The sequence below is a fragment of the Lawsonia intracellularis PHE/MN1-00 genome (genome assembly GCF_000055945.1).
GTDB classification, from domain to species: Bacteria; Desulfobacterota; Desulfovibrionia; order Desulfovibrionales; family Desulfovibrionaceae; genus Bilophila; species Bilophila intracellularis.
This window is the reverse complement of sequence record NC_008011.1, coordinates 317,054-337,455: the sequence shown is the minus strand read 5'-3', so window position 1 is coordinate 337,455 and position 20,402 is coordinate 317,054. Positions and strand designations below refer to the sequence as shown.

Annotated in this window: 16 protein-coding genes; 10 read left to right on the top strand and 6 right to left on the bottom strand. The window is 33.5% G+C overall.

From position 1 onward, the window contains the following. Nucleotides 1-9 precede the first annotated feature (9 nt). Complete coding sequence (locus LI_RS01505) at nt 10-1,590, bottom strand: glycosyltransferase family protein (RefSeq protein WP_011526356.1); 1,581 nt, start codon at nt 1,588-1,590, stop codon at nt 10-12. A 90-nt stretch (nt 1,591-1,680) separates the two neighbouring features. On the opposite strand from LI_RS01505, the gene LI_RS01500 reads away from it, so the two are divergent. The 7 genes from LI_RS01500 (at nt 1,681) to nifS (ending at nt 7,085) form a co-directional block, all read left to right on the top strand. After that, nucleotides 1,681-2,283, top strand: a complete 603-nt coding sequence (locus LI_RS01500; protein WP_011526355.1) for an RlmE family RNA methyltransferase — start codon at nt 1,681-1,683, stop codon at nt 2,281-2,283. Between the two features lie 48 nt (nt 2,284-2,331). After that, complete coding sequence (locus LI_RS01495; RefSeq protein WP_011526354.1) at nt 2,332-3,072, top strand: YebC/PmpR family DNA-binding transcriptional regulator; 741 nt, start codon at nt 2,332-2,334, stop codon at nt 3,070-3,072. 71 nt (nt 3,073-3,143) lie between these two features. Continuing rightward, the gene (ruvC, locus tag LI_RS01490; protein WP_011526350.1) at nt 3,144-3,650 is read left to right on the top strand and encodes a crossover junction endodeoxyribonuclease RuvC; all 507 of its coding nucleotides are present in this window, start codon (nt 3,144-3,146) and stop codon (nt 3,648-3,650) included. 116 nt (nt 3,651-3,766) lie between these two features. Continuing rightward, nucleotides 3,767-4,135: a hypothetical protein gene (locus LI_RS01485; protein ID WP_011526349.1), complete on the top strand. Its 369-nt coding sequence runs from the start codon at nt 3,767-3,769 to the stop codon at nt 4,133-4,135. Nucleotides 4,136-4,154: 19 nt separating this feature from the next. Continuing rightward, nucleotides 4,155-4,385, top strand: coding sequence for a glycine zipper domain-containing protein (locus LI_RS01480; RefSeq protein WP_015353713.1), 231 nt, complete (start codon nt 4,155-4,157; stop codon nt 4,383-4,385). Between the two features lie 700 nt (nt 4,386-5,085). Beyond that, complete coding sequence (gene nifU / locus LI_RS01475; protein ID WP_015353712.1) at nt 5,086-5,925, top strand: Fe-S cluster assembly protein NifU; 840 nt, start codon at nt 5,086-5,088, stop codon at nt 5,923-5,925. After that, nucleotides 5,922-7,085 carry a cysteine desulfurase NifS gene (nifS, locus tag LI_RS01470; protein ID WP_011526347.1) on the top strand — a complete coding sequence of 388 codons (1,164 nt, stop codon included), beginning with the start codon at nt 5,922-5,924 and terminating at the stop codon, nt 7,083-7,085. The genes nifU and nifS overlap by 4 nt, the downstream gene beginning before the upstream one ends. 129 nt (nt 7,086-7,214) lie before the next feature. On the opposite strand, the gene rho is transcribed toward nifS, so the two are convergent. Both rho and LI_RS01460 read right to left on the bottom strand, forming a co-directional pair. Further along, nucleotides 7,215-8,465 (bottom strand): transcription termination factor Rho, encoded by a 1,251-nt coding sequence (rho, locus tag LI_RS01465; protein WP_011526346.1) that lies wholly within the window; start codon nt 8,463-8,465, stop codon nt 7,215-7,217. 366 nt (nt 8,466-8,831) lie between these two features. Beyond that, nucleotides 8,832-10,103 carry an APC family permease gene (locus tag LI_RS01460; RefSeq protein ID WP_011526345.1) on the bottom strand — a complete coding sequence of 424 codons (1,272 nt, stop codon included), beginning with the start codon at nt 10,101-10,103 and terminating at the stop codon, nt 8,832-8,834. 268 nt (nt 10,104-10,371) lie between these two features. On the opposite strand from LI_RS01460, the gene LI_RS01455 reads away from it, so the two are divergent. Next, nucleotides 10,372-11,829, top strand: coding sequence for an amino acid permease (locus LI_RS01455; protein WP_011526344.1), 1,458 nt, complete (start codon nt 10,372-10,374; stop codon nt 11,827-11,829). 54 nt (nt 11,830-11,883) lie between these two features. Further along, nucleotides 11,884-13,392, top strand: coding sequence for a glutamate decarboxylase (locus LI_RS01450; protein ID WP_011526343.1), 1,509 nt, complete (start codon nt 11,884-11,886; stop codon nt 13,390-13,392). A 70-nt stretch (nt 13,393-13,462) separates the two neighbouring features. On the opposite strand, the gene LI_RS01445 is transcribed toward LI_RS01450, so the two are convergent. Continuing rightward, a complete protein-coding gene (locus tag LI_RS01445) occupies nt 13,463-15,712 on the bottom strand; it encodes an ATP-binding protein (RefSeq protein ID WP_011526342.1) in 2,250 nt (749 codons plus the stop codon). Nucleotides 15,713-15,902: 190 nt separating this feature from the next. Between LI_RS01445 and LI_RS01440 the strand changes: the two genes are divergently transcribed. Beyond that, nucleotides 15,903-16,151, top strand: a complete 249-nt coding sequence (locus LI_RS01440; RefSeq protein ID WP_011526341.1) for an FmdB family zinc ribbon protein — start codon at nt 15,903-15,905, stop codon at nt 16,149-16,151. 152 nt (nt 16,152-16,303) lie between these two features. On the opposite strand, the gene queD is transcribed toward LI_RS01440, so the two are convergent. Together queD and dnaE are read right to left on the bottom strand one after the other, a co-directional pair. Further along, nucleotides 16,304-16,684, bottom strand: coding sequence for a 6-carboxytetrahydropterin synthase QueD (gene queD / locus LI_RS01435; RefSeq protein ID WP_011526340.1), 381 nt, complete (start codon nt 16,682-16,684; stop codon nt 16,304-16,306). Between the two features lie 19 nt (nt 16,685-16,703). After that, nucleotides 16,704-20,213 (bottom strand): DNA polymerase III subunit alpha, encoded by a 3,510-nt coding sequence (gene dnaE / locus LI_RS01430; RefSeq protein WP_011526339.1) that lies wholly within the window; start codon nt 20,211-20,213, stop codon nt 16,704-16,706. Nucleotides 20,214-20,402: the final 189 nt, after the last annotated feature.

The window sequence follows — 20,402 nt, the reverse complement described above, 5'->3', positions numbered from 1 at the left end:
ATGCTCCTTTTATATGTTAATCTGTAATAAAGATAAAATATTTTGTAACCTATTTGAATATAAGTGAAAATCTATTAAATGCTTTTTCCAAGCATGCATAAGATGTAATCGGAGAGTCGTATCTTTTTCAAATCTTTCAATACAACTATGAAGATCTTTTGCTGATTGTATGGCAATAAATTCGGTTAATTCTTTTGGGAAAAGGGATAATCCTGGTGTTGCGTCTGTGATAAGAAATCCATCAAACATCCATACGTCAAAATGTCGTTGAGTAAGTCCTTTAGGAAGAAGGAGGCTTGTAACATTAAGAGTATACTTTGCCTGATTATATACATGAGGGACTGTTTTATAGTAATCAATAGGACTCCTGACATCGGTTTTAGGGGGAAGAAGATATTTCCACTCAGGATTACCAAAAAGCGTAAGTCCTTTTTCTGCAGCAATAGTTAGCCATAGTTGACGTTTGAGTAGTGAACACTCCTCAGCACCAAGTCCAGCTAAACGTATCTTTTTATCAGGCCAGTATTGTTTAATAGCAAGCTTTTTAACCCACCAATGGACATGGGGAGGATCATTGTTATTTAGTTGAAGTTTTGCTTGAGATATTATTGAGCTTGGTAGTTGTAACCCAGAAAAAAATTTCTTTTTGTTAGGGAAGGAAGCATTACCAATAAATACTAATGGGTTTAAAGAATGAATTGTTGAATTGGTAGAATTAGGCAGTAATGTTTTTGTCCATGCTGCTAGAGGTAAAGCATACACATTTTGTGCACCATGCTTATGAAGTTCATAAATAAAACTATGATCAGTAGTAAAAAGTGTTGCTTCTTTCCACCAAGGTGATCGGAGTTTAGAAAGTACATGCCATGGGTTATCTACTAACCAAATTGCTACAGGGATCTTTGCTGCTTGTAATAAGTAGAAAAAATAACCTTCACTATCAAGTCCTTGCAGATTAATAGAAAGAAATAAACTTGGTTGTTGTTCTTTAACTATTTGACAAAGTTGGGATAGAGTTCCTTGATGAGGAAAGTATAGTGGAGTAAAACCAATTTGTTGACAGGCTATATTAAGTTCGTAGGTTAAAAGTTCTTTTTCAGTTCCTGATAGAATGATAGAAGAAGATGAAAGAGATGGTGCATAATTAAGATGTGTTAATTGTAGTTTTCCAACAACCATGCCCCAAAATGTTGAAAAAAGGCGATATGAAGGGAGATATCGATAGATACGACAATCTGATAGTTTTAGAAATGTATGAAGTTCAAGTAGTTCTTTAAGGGATATTTTTTTCCAATGAGCTGGAATACATTTATGCCATTCTTCTGGCATTTGTTTTTCAAACAAAGGACTTTCTATCCAAAAAATTTTTTTATTTTCCTCTTGATTAATAAAGAGTTGTTGCCAAGCATTGGGAAAAGGTCCAATACCAAGTAATAATATAGGGTGATTATCAAAACTTATCTGTTTTATAGAGTTACCAAAAAGATCAACAAAGTCGTCTTTTCCAGAAGCCAATGTTTTTTTTCTACCTAACTCATCAAAAACAACTTTTCTATCATTGTAAGTTATATTACAATACAAAGAACTCATATATAATATTCCCCTTTGAGGATGATAGAATAAACCATTATGCTATAAATAGGCTATATATTATAGCATCTATGTAAAAATATTACACATATGAAACCGTATAGAGACTATTATTTTCTTAAAGCTAAACATGAAAAATATCCTGCACGATCTATTTATAAACTTAAAGAAATAGATAATCGTTTTTGTTTATTTCAAAAAGGAATGAGTGTTCTTGATTTAGGAGCATCTCCAGGTTCATGGTCCCTTGGTGCTGCTGAAAAAGTTGGAAAAACAGGGAGAGTGGTATCTTGTGATATTCAAACAATAACTATCCCTTTACCTTCTAATGTTTCTTTTTTTCAAGAAGATATTTTTCATCGTTCAGACTCATTTAATAATATACTAATAAAAGAAGGTCCTTTTCATGTTATAATGAGTGATATGGCTCCTCAAACGACAGGGGTAAAAATTACAGATCATTCTAGATCTCTTGAATTATGCCTAGAGGCACTTGCTATAGCTAAGTGCTATCTATTACAACAAGGTAGTTTTATTGTGAAAATATTTATGGGAGCTGATACTATAGAGCTTGTAAAAGAAATGCGGCAGCATTTTGAGAGAGTTACATCTTTTAAACCTTGTAGCTCTCGTACAAAAAGTAAAGAAATATTTTATGTTGGATTAGGTTTTAAAAGATTTACTACTTCTTAAAAGTAAAGATGTGTATTGTAATAGAAGAATGTTAATTAGGAGGATTTCATGGCCGGGCATAGTAAATGGGCCAATATTCAGCATCGTAAAGGTCGACAGGATGCTAAGAGAGGGAAAGAATTTACAAAAGCTGCAAAAGAAATCATTATTGCTGCTAAAAATGGTGGTGATCCTTCAGGTAATCCTCGTTTACGAGCTGCAATTGCAGCAGCAAAGTCTATTAACCTTCCTAAAGATAAAATAGAGGCAGCTATCCGTAAAGGGACAGGGCAAGATAGTGGTGGAGATATAACAGAAATTATGTATGAAGGATACGGGCCTGGTGGTGTAGCAGTTCTTATAGAAGTTGCTACTGACAATCGTAACCGTTCTGTAGCAGATTTACGACATATAATGTCAAAAAATGGTGGGTCAATGGGAGAATCCGGCTCTGTAAGTTGGATGTTTGAGCGTAAAGGCGTTTTTGTTTTTGAAAAAACTGCCTATTCTGAAGAAGAACTTATGGAAGCAGCGCTTGCAGCTGGTGCAGATGATCTTCATGATGAAGGAGATACATGGGAAATTCATACTTCTATGTCTGATTTTAATACAGTCAGAGAAGCGTTTGAATCAGATAAACTAATAATGCAGTCAGCTGAGCTTGCTATGATTCCTCAAAATATGATTTCTGTGGATATAGAAACAGCTAAAAAAGTTGTTAAGCTTCTTGAAGCATTAGAAGACTATGATGACGTTCAACAAGTTTATTCAAATGTAGATATCCCTGATGAAATAATGAATGAATTATAACCTATACATAGTTGATTACTTTTTTATATCTAATTAATGCCTTTTAGACTAACAGTAATAAGGGATAGATAGTGATTAGTGTTATTGGTATTGATCCTGGCTCCAGAAATACAGGTTGGGGTATTGTCCATGAGGTTTCTGGAGTATTACATTTAGTTTGTTGTGGTGTTATCCAACCATCTTGTAATGGTTCATTTGCAGAGCGCCTTGCACATATTTTTCAGGAAATAAGTTCTATTATTATGAAATATAAACCTGTTGAAGCATCTGTAGAGCAAGTTTTTACAGCTCAAAATCCACTAACAGCATTAAAACTTGGACAGGCCAGAGGTGCTGCTGTGGTTGCTTGTGCAAATCAAGGGCTATTAATTAAAGATTATGAAGCTACAACAATTAAAAAGACGTTAGTTGGTCATGGAAGAGCTACAAAAGAGCAAGTAAGCTTTATGGTAGGACGCTCTCTTGGTGTGAAACCAGATTGGCCTATAGATACAAGCGATGCATTAGCAACAGCTATTTGTCATCTTACAATCCGACGTTTTGAAAATAGAACTGCAAGAGTAGCTAAGACATTATAGTATATATTCTATTAAGATTATGTTTTAATATTTTTTTAAAGATATTGATTACTATAATAGACTATATTACTATCCCATTATATCTTAATACATTATTGTGTATCTAAGGAGGAATTATGAAGATATATGCTTTAATGATATGTAGTCTATTTTTTGCATTATGCTTACTAACTACACCTGTTGCAATAGCAAATAATGTACAATGTGATTTAACTGGTCGTGATTGGGAGAAATCATCAACAAACGAGAAGCTTTCTTTTCTTTATGGAGTATCTAGTGTCGTCGTTATCGAACAAGAAATAGCTCATAAAGAAGGAAGAAAACCATCTCTTTTTGTCCAAAAATGGATTAAAACTTTTAAAGATGATACTTGGATGAACATCCAACATAAAATTGATAAATGGTACAAAGAGCATCCCACACAAAAGAATAAAGATGTTCTATGGGTATTATGGTATGAATTTATGGCTCCAAATACAAAGTAACACTTGGTGAGAGGATAATATGAAAGGAATATCTGTAGTTATATTAGCTTTATTTTTACTTTTAACAAGTTGTACAAATCTTACTAAAACTCAACAAGGAGCATTGACTGGTGTCGCTGGTGGAGCACTTGTAGGTGCTGGTATAAGTGCGATTGCAGGAGGAAGTGGCACAATTGGGGCTCTCCTTGGTGGAGCTCTTGGAGGAATAGCTGGAGGAGTTGTTGGTCATAATGAAGAAAAAAAGCAATAGGTTTATTGGGATAGCATATATTATCAGGTAGCTATAATACTATAGAAATAGTACTTACTTTCATTATAGTCAGATTATTTAATATAGTTTTCATTTATTAGTACAACTAGGCCAATATTTTTTATTATTACAGCACTAAGTTATACCTATAGTAAAAATTTTTACTATAGGTATAACTTTAATATAATAAACAAGATAGCTTTTCTTTCATTCCAATCAAAAACTATATACAAGTTCTAAAAAGTTATTACTATACTAAGTTGCTATGAATAACAGCTTATTACTTTAGCTAGTTATTTAGCAAGCTCAAGTTAACTTTTTTACTAAATATTTCCTAAAATAGTCTGTTGTTTTTTTCACAATTTAATTACTAGATTATTAAAATTTTATGAACTAGTTATATTTATCTTAGTTAAAAATATAGTACATTTATTGAGATACCATACACGAACTAATCTTATTTTATAAGAAGTCCATATTATTTTTTTTGATGTTCTCTAACCATATAAATATAATTTTATACTATAGTAATGATGTTGTTTTTTTCACAAAATAAAAATATTCATAACCCTCTTCCATTAAAAGCATTTGATCTTATGTTTACATAAATGATACACAGAATTAAACTATATTTAAATAGAGTAGATAAAGCTTGTAATACAATGAAAAGATACATGCTCAAATCGGAGGATAATAAGTAATGTGGGAATATACTGATACTGTTAAAGAGCTTTTTCTTCGTCCTAAGAATGCAGGAGAACTTCCTGACGCAAATGCTATTGGTGAAGTTGGAAGCCTTTCTTGTGGGGATGCATTAAAACTCTTTTTAAAAATTAATGAAAATGAAGTTATTGAAGATGCTTCATTTCTTACCTTTGGTTGTGGGAGTGCCATAGCTTCAAGTTCAATTTTGACTGAAATGTTAAAAGGTAAAACTGTTGAAGAAGCATCAAAAATTACTAATAAAGATATTGTAGCACAACTTGGTGGTCTTCCTAGAGAAAAAATGCACTGTTCTGTTATGGGAGAAGAAGCTCTTGAAGCAGCTTTAAAAAATTGGAGAGGAGAGGCTACTAGTGGTCCACATTGTCATGATGAAGTTATTGTATGTAAATGTTTTGGTGTCTCAGACGAACATATTCGTAAAACTGTGGCAGAAAATGATCTTAAAACAGTAGATGAGGTTACTGATTATACAAAAGCTGGTGGTGGTTGTGGAGATTGTTTAGAAGATATTCAAGTTATTCTTGATGAACTCCAAGGTCTTTTAAAAAAAGAAACAACCTCTAAACCTGTTCTTACAAATGTCCAAAGAATGCAAAAAATTCTTCATCTTTTAGATGAAGAAATAAATCCGGTATTAAAAACAGATGGTGGTAGTGTAGAACTTATTGATGTTAATGGACCATTAGTAACAGTCGCTATGAGAGGTAACTGTACAGGCTGTAAGTCTCGTCAAATTACACTTTCACAATTTATAGAGAAAATTCTTCATGAGCATGTTGATTCTGACATTATTGTTGAGGAGGTTAATGCATGAATACGGTTATCTACTTTGACAACAATGCTACTACACAAGTAGCCCCTGAAGTTGTTGAAGTCATGATGCCTTTTTTTAGTGAGTATTATGGAAATGCTTCAAGCATGCATACTTTTGGAGGAGCTGTTGGAAGATATATCCAAAATGCAAGAGAGCAGGTTGCATCCCTTATTGGTGCTGAACCAGAAGAAGTCTTTTTTACTTCTTGTGGAACAGAGAGTGATGCTTCTGCTATATGGTCTGCTATACAGCTCCACCCTGAAAAGAGGCATATTATTACAACACGTGTTGAACATGCGGCTATCCTTTCTGTTTGTAACAATCTTGAATCAAAGGGATATAAAGTTACCTACTTAGATGTAGATAATAAGGGTAGACTAGATTTAGATGAATTAAGATCTTCTATAACACACAATACAGCTATTGTTTCTATTATGTATGCTAATAATGAAACAGGAACTATCTTTCCTATTCAACAAATTGCTGAAATTGTGAAAGAAAAAGATGTATTGTTTCATACGGATGCTGTTCAAGCAGTAGGGAAGATACCTGTAGATCTTAAGGCCTTAAATATAGATTATCTTTCTTTATCAGGGCATAAAATTCATGCACCTAAAGGGATAGGAGCATTTTATGTCAAGACAGGAACTCGATATAGACCATATTTAAGAGGTGGACATCAAGAGTTTAACCGTCGTGCTGGAACAGAGAATGTACCTTATGTGATTGGTCTTGGGAAAGCAGCTGAACTTGCTCAGGATTATTTAGAAAAAACTAATGGTGATGATATAAAGGTGTTACGTGATAATTTAGAAAAACAGATACTTACTATTACAGATACAGTTGTAAATGGAGATATAGATAATCGAGTTCCAAACACAACAAACATTTCATTTAGGAATATTGAAGGAGAAGCTATTCTATTATTAATGGATCAACATGGTATTTGTGCAAGTTCTGGTTCAGCATGTACTTCTGGTAGTCTTGAGCCCTCACATGTATTGCGTGCTATGGGTGTTCCATTTACATATGCACATGGATCTATACGTTTTTCGTTGTCTCGTTATTCTACAGCTGACGAAGTTAATATAGTTGTTAAAGAATTACCTGCAATTATAGAGCGGTTGAGAGAGATCTCTCCCTTTAAAATTGATACCTGATTGTTACTAAGTTTAAATTAAAAAAGTCTGTTTAGTTGTTAACAGACTTTTTTGTGTTTAGTTAATGATCGGTTAATGGAATGAAGTATTCTTTAAAATATTAACTACAAGCTATTATTCATTGCTTTATTACTTACTCATTGCGTTAATAAAGTCCTCATTAGAATTTGTTCCTCGCATTTTACCAAGGAGAAATTCCATACTATCAATAGACGACATTGGTGCAAGAAGTTTTCTAAGAATCCAAACCCGATTTAATACATCCTCTGGTAATAGAAGATCTTCTTTACGTGTTCCAGTACGATTAATATCAATAGCAGGAAATATACGTTTTTCAGCAAGGTGACGGTCAAGATAGATCTCCATATTACCTGTACCTTTGAACTCTTCAAATATAACTTCGTCCATCCTTGACCCAGTATCAATAAGGGCTGTGGCAATTATTGTTAGACTGCCTCCTCCCTCAATATTTCTTGCTGCTCCTAAAAAACGTTTAGGACGCTGTAGTGCATTGGCATCAAGGCCTCCAGAAAGAACTCTACCTGAAGAAGGTGTTACAGCATTATATGCTCGACCTAAACGAGTAATAGAGTCTAATAAAATAACAACATCTTTTTTTCTTTCAACAAGTCGTTTTGCTTTTTCAAGAACCATTTCACAGACTTGTACATGACGTTGTGGTGGTTCATCAAATGTAGAGCTTATAACTTCAGCATTGTTAACTGTACGCTCCATATCTGTGACTTCTTCTGGTCTTTCATCAATTAATAAGACAATAAGATATACATCAGGATTGTTTGCATTAATTGAATTAGCAATATTTTGTAAAAGAATAGTCTTACCAGTTCTTGGAGGTGCAACAATAAGTCCACGTTGGCCTCGTCCAATAGGAGACATCAAGTCAATAACTCGACATGAATAATTTTTATCACTATTTTCCATCAATAATCGTTGGTTGGGATAAATAGGTGTTAGATTATCAAAAAGAACAATATGTTTTGCATTATCAGGTACTTCATATCCAATTTCTTTTACTTTAAGTAATGCAAAGTAGCGTTCTCCTTCTTTTGGTGGGCGGATTTGCCCTGATACAATATCTCCTTTTCTCAGGTGAAATCTTCGGATTTGAGAGGGGGAGACATAAATATCATCAGGACCAGGCATATAGCTAGAGAGAGGAGAGCGTAAAAAACCATATCCATCCGATAAAATTTCTAATACACCATCTCCATAGATGCCACCGCTACGTGATGCACAAGCCTGCAGAAGCGTAAAGATAAGTTCTTGCTTCCTCATAGAACTTGCATTTTCTATAGTATAATCCTCTGCAAGCTCCATTAGCTTTGGCATATTCATAGTCTTAAGTTCAGTAAGGCTCATAGTAGTGCCTTCTTGAACTTCTTCAACAGGGGGAGTTTTCTTTTTCCGCATAGGAGTCCATTATTACTGTTTTAAGGTGGGTAAAACTGGCTAAAGCCAGAACGAGAAAACTCACGTACAAGCCTACTTGATACAGAAACTCTGAATACAGAAGAATCTTAACATATTGATATTGTTTACGATAAGAATGTATTATTTAATAATATAAAATCTGCTTAACGGTTCCTATCGCAAATATTTATATAATGCAAGAAGAAATGTTTTTTTCAAGCTATTAAGCAAAATAATCTAGCTAGGCTAACAAAAAATTACAAGTTATATAGAAAGATATATAAAAACTATAATAAGTTACTATTTATTAATCAATTATGTAACATACTTTATCAAAAAATACTCTAAAAGGAAAGAAAAGACTAAAAATATTAAAAGAAGAATAGAAGTCATAGGTGTTGTTTGAATAATTGTATATATAAATGAAAGTAAAATAGCAGACATTGAAACAATACCAATAACAATAAGCAATTTTAAAGATTGAGTTTCTTTCCTAAGCTTCCAGTTAGCAATAAATACAGCTAAATAGCATAACAAAAATATTATACTAGCCATATTTGCTATCGATTGCAAGTTAAAAATGTTTGTTATTATAATAATTCCTATGATTGAGTATGTCATTCCAATTGTACCATTACCTATAAATTTTGTTTTTTTCAAAAAGATAGATGGTAGTTGTTTTTTTTCAGCCATACCTTTAGCAATCCTTATCCCACTAAACATCATTGCATTAATACCAGAAGCTGTAGCAAGTAACGCTACAACAGAGATTATAAAGAATCCTGCATTACCTAAAACTGGCCGTGCAGCAATAGCAATAGCTGTATCTGCATGTTTTTTTATTTCTTCTAAAGGAATATTACCAAGTACAACTAAACATAAGGTAGTATAAAGAAACATGACAAAAAGGATAGCAATAAAAATAGCTCTAGGAATTGTTTTTTTAGGATTTTTTACTTCTCCTGAAGCATTAGTCATCATTCCAAAGCCTGCATAAGCAAAGAATGTTAATCCAACACTTCCTATTATACTAAATGAAGAACTTGATGGTTTATTAATAATGATATCAATATCTATAGTTGAAAGACCTGCAATGACTAATATACTTAGGATAATTACTTTGATTCCAACAAGGGTTGTTTCAGCTTTTCCAACTTCTTTAGCAATATTTGTGTTTAAAAGGAAAATAGTAATGATAATGATTGTAGAAAAGATGTCTGAAAGATAACTATCTGGTATAGATAATTGGTAGTTATTAGATATCATTACGGCAAGATATAAACCAAAAGTTTTAGCTACCATTGAAATAGATATTGCAAGAGTAAACAGGTATAAAAGAGAAAATCCTCCTGAAATCACTTTTGATGAAAATCCTTTATTATAATACTCTAAAATACCAGATGAAGATGGGTATCTTGATGCAAGTTTTGCATATGAATAACCTGATAGTAAAGATATAATTCCTGCAAGAATAAAAGAAATAAAAGCATTTTTTCCAACAAGAAGAATAGCTTGGCCTAATAGGGCAAATATTCCAGCTCCTACCATTGATCCTATACCAATAGAAACAACATTCCAAATATTCATTGTATATTTATTTTTTCTAAATAATATATTAAATAACATATTATTATATTTTATAATGATAAAAGATTATTCAATAATATAAATACGCTTGAATGATACATATAAAGATTGTAATGAAAATAATATGCATCTAATACATACGATATTATATAGAATATACTTATCAAATTTACAGTTATTATACATTATTTTTATAACATAATAAAAATAAGATGTAACCTAATAGAAAGCATACTAGTTATATTGTAACTTAAAAGGGGTTTTTCTTATGGAAAGAAATTCAGTAAAGCATGTAACTGTTACAACTCTTGCTCTTATGACAGTTGCAGCTGTTGTGAGTCTTCGTGGGCTCCCAATGATGGCTAAGGAAGGCCTTTCAATGATTTTTTATATCTTATTTTCAACTGTTATCTTTTTACTACCTGCTGCAATGGTATCTGCAGAACTTGGAAGTGCTTTTAGTAGTAAGTCTGGAGGAGTATATGCTTGGGTAAAAGCAGCTTTTGGTTCTCGATGGGGCTTTACAGCTATTTGGTTACAGTGGATACAAAACGTTGTCTGGTATCCAACAGTGCTTGGATTTGCATCATCATGTTTAGCATATTTTTTTATGTCTCCTGAACTTTCTGCTAGTGGTACTTATACTGGGATTGTCACGCTAATTGTCTATTGGTGTGCAACCGTTGTGGCTTTGAATGGATCAAAAGCAGTAAACTCTGTTGCTAAATATGGTGTTGTATGGGGAACACTGCTTCCAGGAGCACTTATTATTGTCTTAGGTGCACTATGGATATTTCAAGGAAATGATAATGCTTTGTTTATAGAAACAATAACATTAAGTTCAGGACAAACAGTTGTTGAGCATCATCATCCTGTGCTGTTTCCTCATATCGTAGGTCTTGGTAGTATTGCATTTCTTGCAGGGATTGTTCTTCTTTTTGCTGGAGTAGAGGTACAAGCTGTGCAAGTCGTGGATATGGAAAATCCAAGCCGTCAATTTCCTTTTGCAATGCTTATTGCTGCTATAATAATTTTTATTTTATTCCTATTAGGTTCACTTGCTGTAGCTTTTGTAATACCAGCTGATCAATTGAGTTTAACTGCTGGGCTTATGCAGGCATTTCAAGTACTTTTTGCTCACTATAAGTTAAGTATTCTTACCCCTATCCTTGGATTACTTATGGCTTTTGGATCTATTGGTGGAGTTATGTCTTGGGTCACAGGACCAAGTAGAGGACTACTTGCTACCGCACAACAAGGTGAAATTCCTCCTTTTTTAGCTAAGGTAAATAAGCATGGTTCTCCAGTAACTATTTTAATAATCCAAGCTATTATAGTATCTATTTTAGCTTGCTTATATTTTATTATAGATAATGTAAGTGTTGCTTTCTTTGTATTATCTGCAATGACAGTTACACTGTATCTTGTAATGTATATGCTAATGTTTGCTGCTGCTATTTATCTTAGAATTACTCAACCTGATCTTCCTCGAGTATATAAAATTCCTGGTGGAATTATTGGAATGTTTATAGTAGCAGGAATAGGTTTTTTAGGAGTAGCATTTGCTACAATAGTGGGTTTTTTCCCTCCAACAAATCTACCTGTTGGAAATCCAGAATTATATGTAACTCTTGTTGCATCTGGAATGATCGTTTTTATTGGACTGCCTTTAATTATAAATAGCATGAAAAAACTTTCATGGAAAGAACAGCGATCACAAGAATAACTAATGGTTAAGCATTTTCTTAAATAACAGCTTACTTATGAAGGAGATAATTACATGGCAACTGCAAGAAAGGCTGTAGTAAAAAAAATGCCTGTGGGGCATGGAACAAAAAGAGGATCTATGGGGAATAGGACACAAAAATCATCCATGAGTAATGGTGTGGTACGTCATGAATTATTAGATGATGTTTTTGCAGAAGATGATCTTAGTCAAACCTTACCTAAGTATCAAATGCCACTGTATGAGCATAGACCTAGAGATATTTATCAGGCTGTTCATGATGAGCTTATGCTAGATGGTAATGCACGGCAAAATCTTGCAACATTTTGTCAGACTTGGGTTGATCCTGAAATCCATAAACTTATGGATGAATGTGTTGCTAAGAACATGATTGATAAGGATGAATATCCACAGACAGCAGAACTGGAAATGCGCTGTGTAAATATGTTAGCTGATCTTTGGAATTCCCCAGATCCAACAAATACAATAGGATGTTCAGCTATTGGTTCTAGTGAAGCAGCCATGCTTGGTGGTATGGCATTAAAGTGGAGATGGAGGGCACAAAGAAAAAAAGCTGGAAAATCAACAGATAAGCCTAACTTAGTATGTGGACCTGTACAAATCTGTTGGCATAAATTTGCTCGCTATTGGGATATTGAGTTACGTGAAATTCCCATGGAAAAAAATAGACTTATTATGTCACCAGAAGAAGCCATCAAACGCTGTGATGAAAATACAATAGGCGTGGTCCCTACATTAGGTGTAACATATACAGGTCAGTATGAACCTGTAGAAGAGGTTAGTAATGCATTAGATGCATTACAAAAGAAGAAAGGATGGGATATTCCCATTCATGTTGATGCAGCAAGTGGAGGATTTCTTGCACCATTTATTGAGCCTGAGCTAGTATGGGATTTTCGCTTACCTCGTGTAAAATCTATTAACTCTTCAGGACATAAGTTTGGACTTGCACCTTTAGGTATGGGCTGGGTTGTATGGAGAGAGAAAACTGATTTACCTGAAGATCTTATTTTTTGGGTAAACTATTTAGGAAGTAATATTCCTACATTTGCTATTAATTTTTCTAGACCTGGAGGACAAATAGTTTGTCAATATTATAACTTACTTCGCTTAGGTCGTGAGGGATATCGTCGTATTCATCAGGCTTGTTATGATACAACAGATTACCTTGCCAATGAGTTGACAAAGACTGGAATTTTTAAAATTTTGTATGGTGGTAAAACAGGTATACCAGCTTTAACATGGACACTTAAAGATGAAAAAAAGTACCCATTTAGTTTATATGATCTTTCAGATCGTTTAAGAACTCGTGGATGGCAAGTTCCAGCATATTCAATGCCTGCTAATCGGACTGATCTTGTTGTAATGAGAGTCCTTGTTCGTCATGGTTTTGATCATGATTTAGCCGATCTTTTAGTAAATGATATACATCGTGCTATTGAACACCTTAAACAAAATCCAAGACGTAAGCCATTGGGTTCAGGTCAAGTTACAAGTTATGATCACTCTGGACGTTCATCTATTCCTCAAAAAAAGAAATAAATTCTATAGAATGAAGTCAATGATAGAAAGCCTCTTAATTTATTAAGAGGCTTTCTATATATTATTTATTTTATATTGATTGAGTAAAATCAACATGTGAAGTTACTATAGGAAGTTCAATTTCAATATTTAAACCGCCTAAGTATGAACCAAAAACTTTAATAGTTCCTTTATGATCATCAATAATAGCTTTAACAATAGCTAACCCTAAACCTGTACCACCTTTTTTACGTGAGAAGTATGGATCAAAGATACGTTCTCTTTCATTGGGAGCAAGACCTATCCCACTATCTTCAATTTTTATAGATATTATCCCTTTTGTATGATCATGGGTTATAGTTATTTCTATACATTTTTTTTCAATGTTTTGACTATACTCAAGTGCTTCTACTGCATTTGTAATAACATTTAACAATGCTCTATGTAACGCTGATGCATCCATTAAAATTTCAGGAAGTGTATTTGGAATATATACATTCCACTTGATCTCATTATGGTTGTGTATAAAAAGTTCAAGTAATTCTGTAATAACAGGACGAATATCACCAGAACTAAGTTTTACTTCTGGAAGTTTAGCAAATGAAGAAAATTCTTGAACCATATCTTGTAATCTTTCAACTTGTTTAACAATAAGTTCTGTACATTGTTGAAAAACAGGATCTTGAATCTGAGAACCAAATTTTTTATCTAATCGTTGTCCTGAAAGTTTGATTGGAGTGAGAGGATTTTTAATTTCATGAGCAATACGTCTAGCAACTTCACGCCAAGCAGCCATTCTCTGCATTTTTTCTAGTTCTGTGATATCTTCAATAACAACAACATATGCCTGGATGCCATCGATTCCAGTAATAGCTACAGCATGTATAACTAATTTCCATTGGCGATCACCAAGAATAAAATTTTCTTGTGTTTTCCAGTGTAAATCAGGATGTTTTTGTAATTGATTGATCATCGAATAGAAGATGTTTTTATATTGGGGAGGAAGAAAGTTAGCTGGACAACGACCCTTTAAAAAATGCTGAGACGTATTAAAAATAGAACAAGCTGCTTTATTAGCAATAAGGATATACCCAAAAACATCAAGTGTAATAACACCAGTTGTAATATTGTCTAATACTGTTTCAATATATTTATTACGTTCTTCAAGTGTATCTTTTTGTTCTGCAAGAAGTTCATTAGCTTTTTTGAGATTTGTTTGACCTTGTTGCAGATCTTTAGCCATTCTATTAAAGGATTTAATTAATAGTCCAAGTTCATCTTGTCCTTCATCTATAAGTCTAACATCAAGTTCTCCTTGAGCAATACGAGTAGTTCCATCAGCCAATGCTAGAATAGGAGCGGTAATTTCTTTTGAAAGTCGAAAACCAAACCATACAGAACCAAAAATGATAATCATACTCAGTATGCCAAGGATGAGTAAGAATGAGATTTTAAGAGGCTTTTTGAGCTGTTTGAGGCTTGTATATTCTTCAAACCCGTTGGAGATGCGATCAAGCTTTGTGAGCAATCCTTGTCCAATACTTTCTGCTGTAATAAGATAGCCAGATCTCCCATTATCAATAGCAAGAACACCAAAAACGTAGTCCGCATGATCTGTTGCCCAAAGTAATGAACTAAAATTGTTACTTGCCACATGGTTCCAGTCAATACGTTCTCTTATTTTTTTCCAGATACTTAATGTACCTTCTTGTCCATACCAATGTTGCTCTATACCTTGAGGGTTGATAATACCTATAAACGTTAATCCATATTCTTGTTGTTTGTCCTGAAGTAAAGTATCTATTCCAGAGCCTCCCCAAATAAGCTTATCTTTTTTTATAGTTGTAAGAATAGACTCAGAGTGTGTTCTTAGTCTCTGAGCAGCAGCCACATAAAAGCTTTGGCCAACATCAAGAGCTGCTTGTAAGGAGCTTTCTGCTTTTTTAGTAAACCAGTAATCTACACTTGTGGCTACAACTTTATTTGAAGCAAGAAACATTATTACTGTGGGAATAAGAGATAAAGATACAAAAATAAGAACAAGACGTGTCCTTAATTGAGCACCAAAAACTTTTCGTCTTCTCTCCATGATAAGCTTAACAATACTTCTTGTGACAAGGAAAAGCACTATAAGCATGAAGATGGAGTTAATATTTAAAAGAACAATAAAAATCCAAGAGTCAACACCATAAAAGGCAAGTTGTGTCCATGTTCCACCAAGAATTAATAAAATGAGCGCAAAAGCTAAAAGAAATTCATACAAACGATGCCGACGTTTTTTTTCTTTCATTGTACTTGTATAGATAATTTTGTCTTTTTCTTCTTTTTGCTCATCTTTCATTAATAATAACCTATTAGTCTATAAGAGATTAACAACATATTACTTTTTCTTTTATTCTAGGGAGGGTAGCCATTTTTATTTGTTTAATGTATATCTACATAAGATACATTCTTGCTTTTATAATACAATGAATTACTTGTTTAATCAGTATTGCTATTTTTATAATGAATCAAGAACAAAGGATGAATTTATGCCATTATATGATTTCATTTGTATCCAATGTGGACACCCATTTGAAGAGGTAACACATTTTGAATCTATTTCTTTATCATGTCCTAACTGTAGTAGTCAGAATACACAACGGATTCTTTCAGCTGCTAATATAAAAAGAGTTACTATATCTGACTCAGACTGCAAGTCTCATTTTTCACCAAACTCTATAGGTGGTTGTGGTAGAGAAGGGTGTGGTTCTAGAGACTTTCCTTGTGGAGCAAATTGATAATAAGTCGTGAAATAGGATAAGTTAGATTAATTTTTGAGCTTATATTGAATAAGATGTATATCTTAATTATAGCTACTAACTTACTTTACATATTCTTATTTTTGAGAGCACCTATGATTTATTGAGTAGAGCATAGGTGCTTAAACAAGTTATTCCATATACGTTGCAGATTGGACATTACGTTCAGCAACAGTAGCTTGAACCATATAGACGTTTGGTGGGAGACGTTTTTTAACATTTTGCCAAATATATCTAGCAAGGTTTTCTGCTGATGGGTTTATTTGATCAAAGGGAGGAATATTATTGAGATATCTATGATCTAAAGGTTCAAGTACATCTTTAAGTATTGCTTTAAGCTCTGTAAAGTCAATAAGAAGCTCTGTGTCAGAAGTAAGCTCATGTCCTCCTACAATAATTTTAATACCATAGTTATGACCATGTAGCCGTTCACATTTCCCTTTATAATGACGTAATGCATGAGCTGCACAAAATTCTGAACGTACGGTTAGGTGCCAAGTTGGTTTTGACATAACTTATCTATTCCTTTTTTTATTCACTTGCTATACTCCAACGATACATATCTTGTTGAAATGCTGGACTAGGAGAAACATTCCAAGAGGATCCGAGACGTACTTGACAATTAATATTATCAAGAGAGAAAATGAGATGGACTTCAGTTTGTCCTTTATGTTTATCAAGTATTGCTTTTAATTCTTCTATTCCAGAAGTTGTAAGTCTATTTTTATCAACATAATAGGATATGGGTAGTTCACTATTTTGGCAAGCACTTGATAGACTCTCTACAGAAATTGCTCTGAGTTTAATGGATCGTAATTGGGTGTCGTCACTTTCATCAATAGTATCGTTTTGTGTTGATTCTCGAGAATCAATAGTTGCAGTGAGTAATAGTGGTTGGTTTGAAGATAGTAATTCACGACTTTTTTGTAATTCTTCTGAGAAAAAAGTAACTTCTGCAGAAGCTGTGAGATCTTCAACGCGAACAAAGGCCATACGATTGCCACGTTTATTCAGAATTTCTCTAATATTATTGACAATAATAGCTGATTTAATAGTAATTTTATCATTCATTTCTCTTACTTCTTCAAGTGGTTGAAGTCCTAAGCGATAAATTTCTTGTCTATATGTTTGTAGTGGATGGCTTGTTAGAAAGAAACCTAGTGCCTCTTTTTCATAAAGCAGTTTTTCATCCTCATCCCATTCAGGCATATTTTGTTCTTCACAAGTAAAGCCAATCCCTGGAAGAGATACAGATTCTATTTTAGGTGCAAATGCTAATAATGAGCCTTGATTAGACTGCTCATCTTTAATTTTTTTATATGTTCTAGCAATAATTTTATCTAAGGCTGTTAGCATACCAGCTCTTGAGCATCCAAAACTATCACATGCACCACCTTTAACGAGACTTTCTAACACACGCCTTGTGACTTTTTTTAGGTTTACCCGAAAAGACATATCTAGTAATGAAAGAAAAGGGCCATCTTTTTTTCGTGTAGTAATTATTTTCTCGATAGCATCATCACCTACATTCTTTATGGCACATAAACCAAAAACTATAGAATTATCTTTTACTATAAATTCTCGGCAACTTGTTTGGATATCTGGTTTTAGTATATCAATACCCATATCTTTACAGGCTGCAGTGTATTTAAGAATTTTGTTTTGATTACCACTTTCTGATGTTAATAAAGCAGCCATAAATTCTAATGTAAAGTGAGCTTTTAAATAGGCTGTATGATAAGAAATAAGTGCATAAGCAGCTGAATGTGATTTGTTAAAACCATATTCAGCAAATTTTTCCATTAAATCAAAGATATCAGAAGCAATACTTTCAGTAACATTATTTTTTATGGCACCTTCAACAAAGCGAGTGCGCTCTTTTGCCATAGCTTCAGGATTTTTTTTGCCCATGGCTCGCCGTAAAAGATCTGCTTCTCCAAGAGAATATCCTGCAACAATTTGAGCAATTTGCATAACCTGTTCTTGATAAACAATAACGCCATATGTATCTTTTAAGCAATCCTTTAAAGATGGAAGGGGATATTCGATTGTTACTGTTCCATGTTTCCGCTTAATAAATTCATCAACCATACCGGAACCAAGAGGACCAGGGCGATATAGTGCAAGCATAGCAATGAGATCTTCAAAACAGTTGGGTTTAAGCATTCGGAGGTATTGACGCATACCAGAACTTTCCACTTGGAAAACACCATCAGTATCTCCTTTAGAAAGAAGCTCATATGTTTTAGGATCATCTAAAGGAAGTGTATCAAGGTTTGGAGGAATTTTCCCCTGGTCTTTTATTGTTTTGAGAGTTGTATGGATGAGAGTCATTGTACGTAGGCCTAGAAAGTCAAACTTTACAAGTCCAACTTTTTCTACCATCTTCATATCAAATTGAGTAACAAGTTCACCTTTTTTACCACGATATAGAGGAAGGTATTCATCCATAGGTTTATCTGAGACTACAACACCTGCGGCATGGGTAGAAGCATGACGAACAAGGCCTTCAAGTTTCATTGAGATATCAAGAAGTCTTTTAATATGAGGCTCTTCATTGTATAATGCTTGAAGTTTTGGTTCAACTTCCATTGCTTTAAGAATAGTCATATGCAAATCATCTGGTATTAACTTTGCGATATTATCTGTCTCTTTAAAAGACATATCCAAAACTCTACCTATATCACGCACTACTGCTTTGGCCTTCATTTTCCCAAAAGTTGTAATTTGGGCTACAGAGTTTACACCATATTTGTTCATAACATAGCGAATAACATCTCCACGTTTATCTTCACAGAAGTCAACATCAATATCAGGTAAGCTAATACGTTCTATATTTAAAAATCGTTCAAAGAGAAGATTGTAAGGAAGTGGATCAATGTTTGTAATACGTAATGCCCATGCTACAAGAGATCCTGTTGCAGAACCACGACCAGGTCCTACAGGAATATTATTATCTTTTGCCCAGTTAATAAAGTCTTGAACAATTAGAAAGTATCCTGGGAACCCCATTTTACATATAATATCAAGTTCTTGTTCAAGCCTTTTCCAGTAGTTTTCTGTGGTTAACTGTTTTTTATTTGGGTATACTTCTAATCGTTTTTGTAAACCTTCACGTGCAAGTCGTCGGAATTCATCATCAGGCGTTACCCCTTTAGGTAACTCGTAGACTGGAAAAAGATTTTTTGAAAAATCCATTTCAACAGAACATGATTCAGCAATTTTTATTGTATTTTCAATAGCTATTGGAAGATGGGAGAATGCTTTCTCCATTTCTTCAGATGACTTATAGTATAGGTCTGTAGCATTAAAACGCATTCGATCAGTATCATTAAACTTAGCCTGTGTCTGAACACATAGGAGAATATCATGAGCTTCTACATCATCTGCATTAAGATAATGGCAATCATTTGTTGCTACTAATGGTAAGTTTGTATATTCAGCTAATTCATAAAGTTTTTCATTAACTTTTTGTTGCTCAGGTAACATGTTTGCTTGTACTTCTAAGTAAAATTGTCCTGGATAGATAGAAGCGTACTCTTGAGCAATAGAAATGGCATCATCAAATGTACCACCTTTTTCTACAAATATGTTTTTTCCCATAATTGTACGTGGTAATTCTCCAGCTAAACAGGCAGATAATGCTGTAATACCACTACTAAATTGTTTTAGTAATGTTTTATCTACTCTAGGTTTATAGTGGAATCCATCAAGATATCCACGTGTTACAAGCTTGACAAGATTATGGTATCCTTCTTTATTTCTTGCTAGTAAGATAAGGTGATGCCTGGCTTTGGAAAATTTGGAAAGTTTATCAGCATGATCTTTTGTTACATATACCTCACAGCCAATAATGGGTTTTATCCCATATTCTTTACAGATAGAATAGAAATGTGTAGCTGCAAATAAGTTCCCATGATCTGTAACAGCAGCAGCAGGCATCCCAAATTCTTTAGTACGTGCACACAGGGCATCTAAGCGAATAGCACCATCTAGAAGGCTATATTCTGAATGACAGTGAAGATGAACAAAATTAGACATAAAAATATTCTCACATTATCTTGTGTTAATAAAGTAGTTGAAGTATTTATATTGGTAATATGTAATTAATTACTTATCAAATAATTATAAAGAGTTATTAAAAGTTTACAGGACTTTCATATATATTTATTTAACTAACTAACTAACAAAAAAAGAAGAAATGCTCAACGTTCCTTTTGTTATGATTTT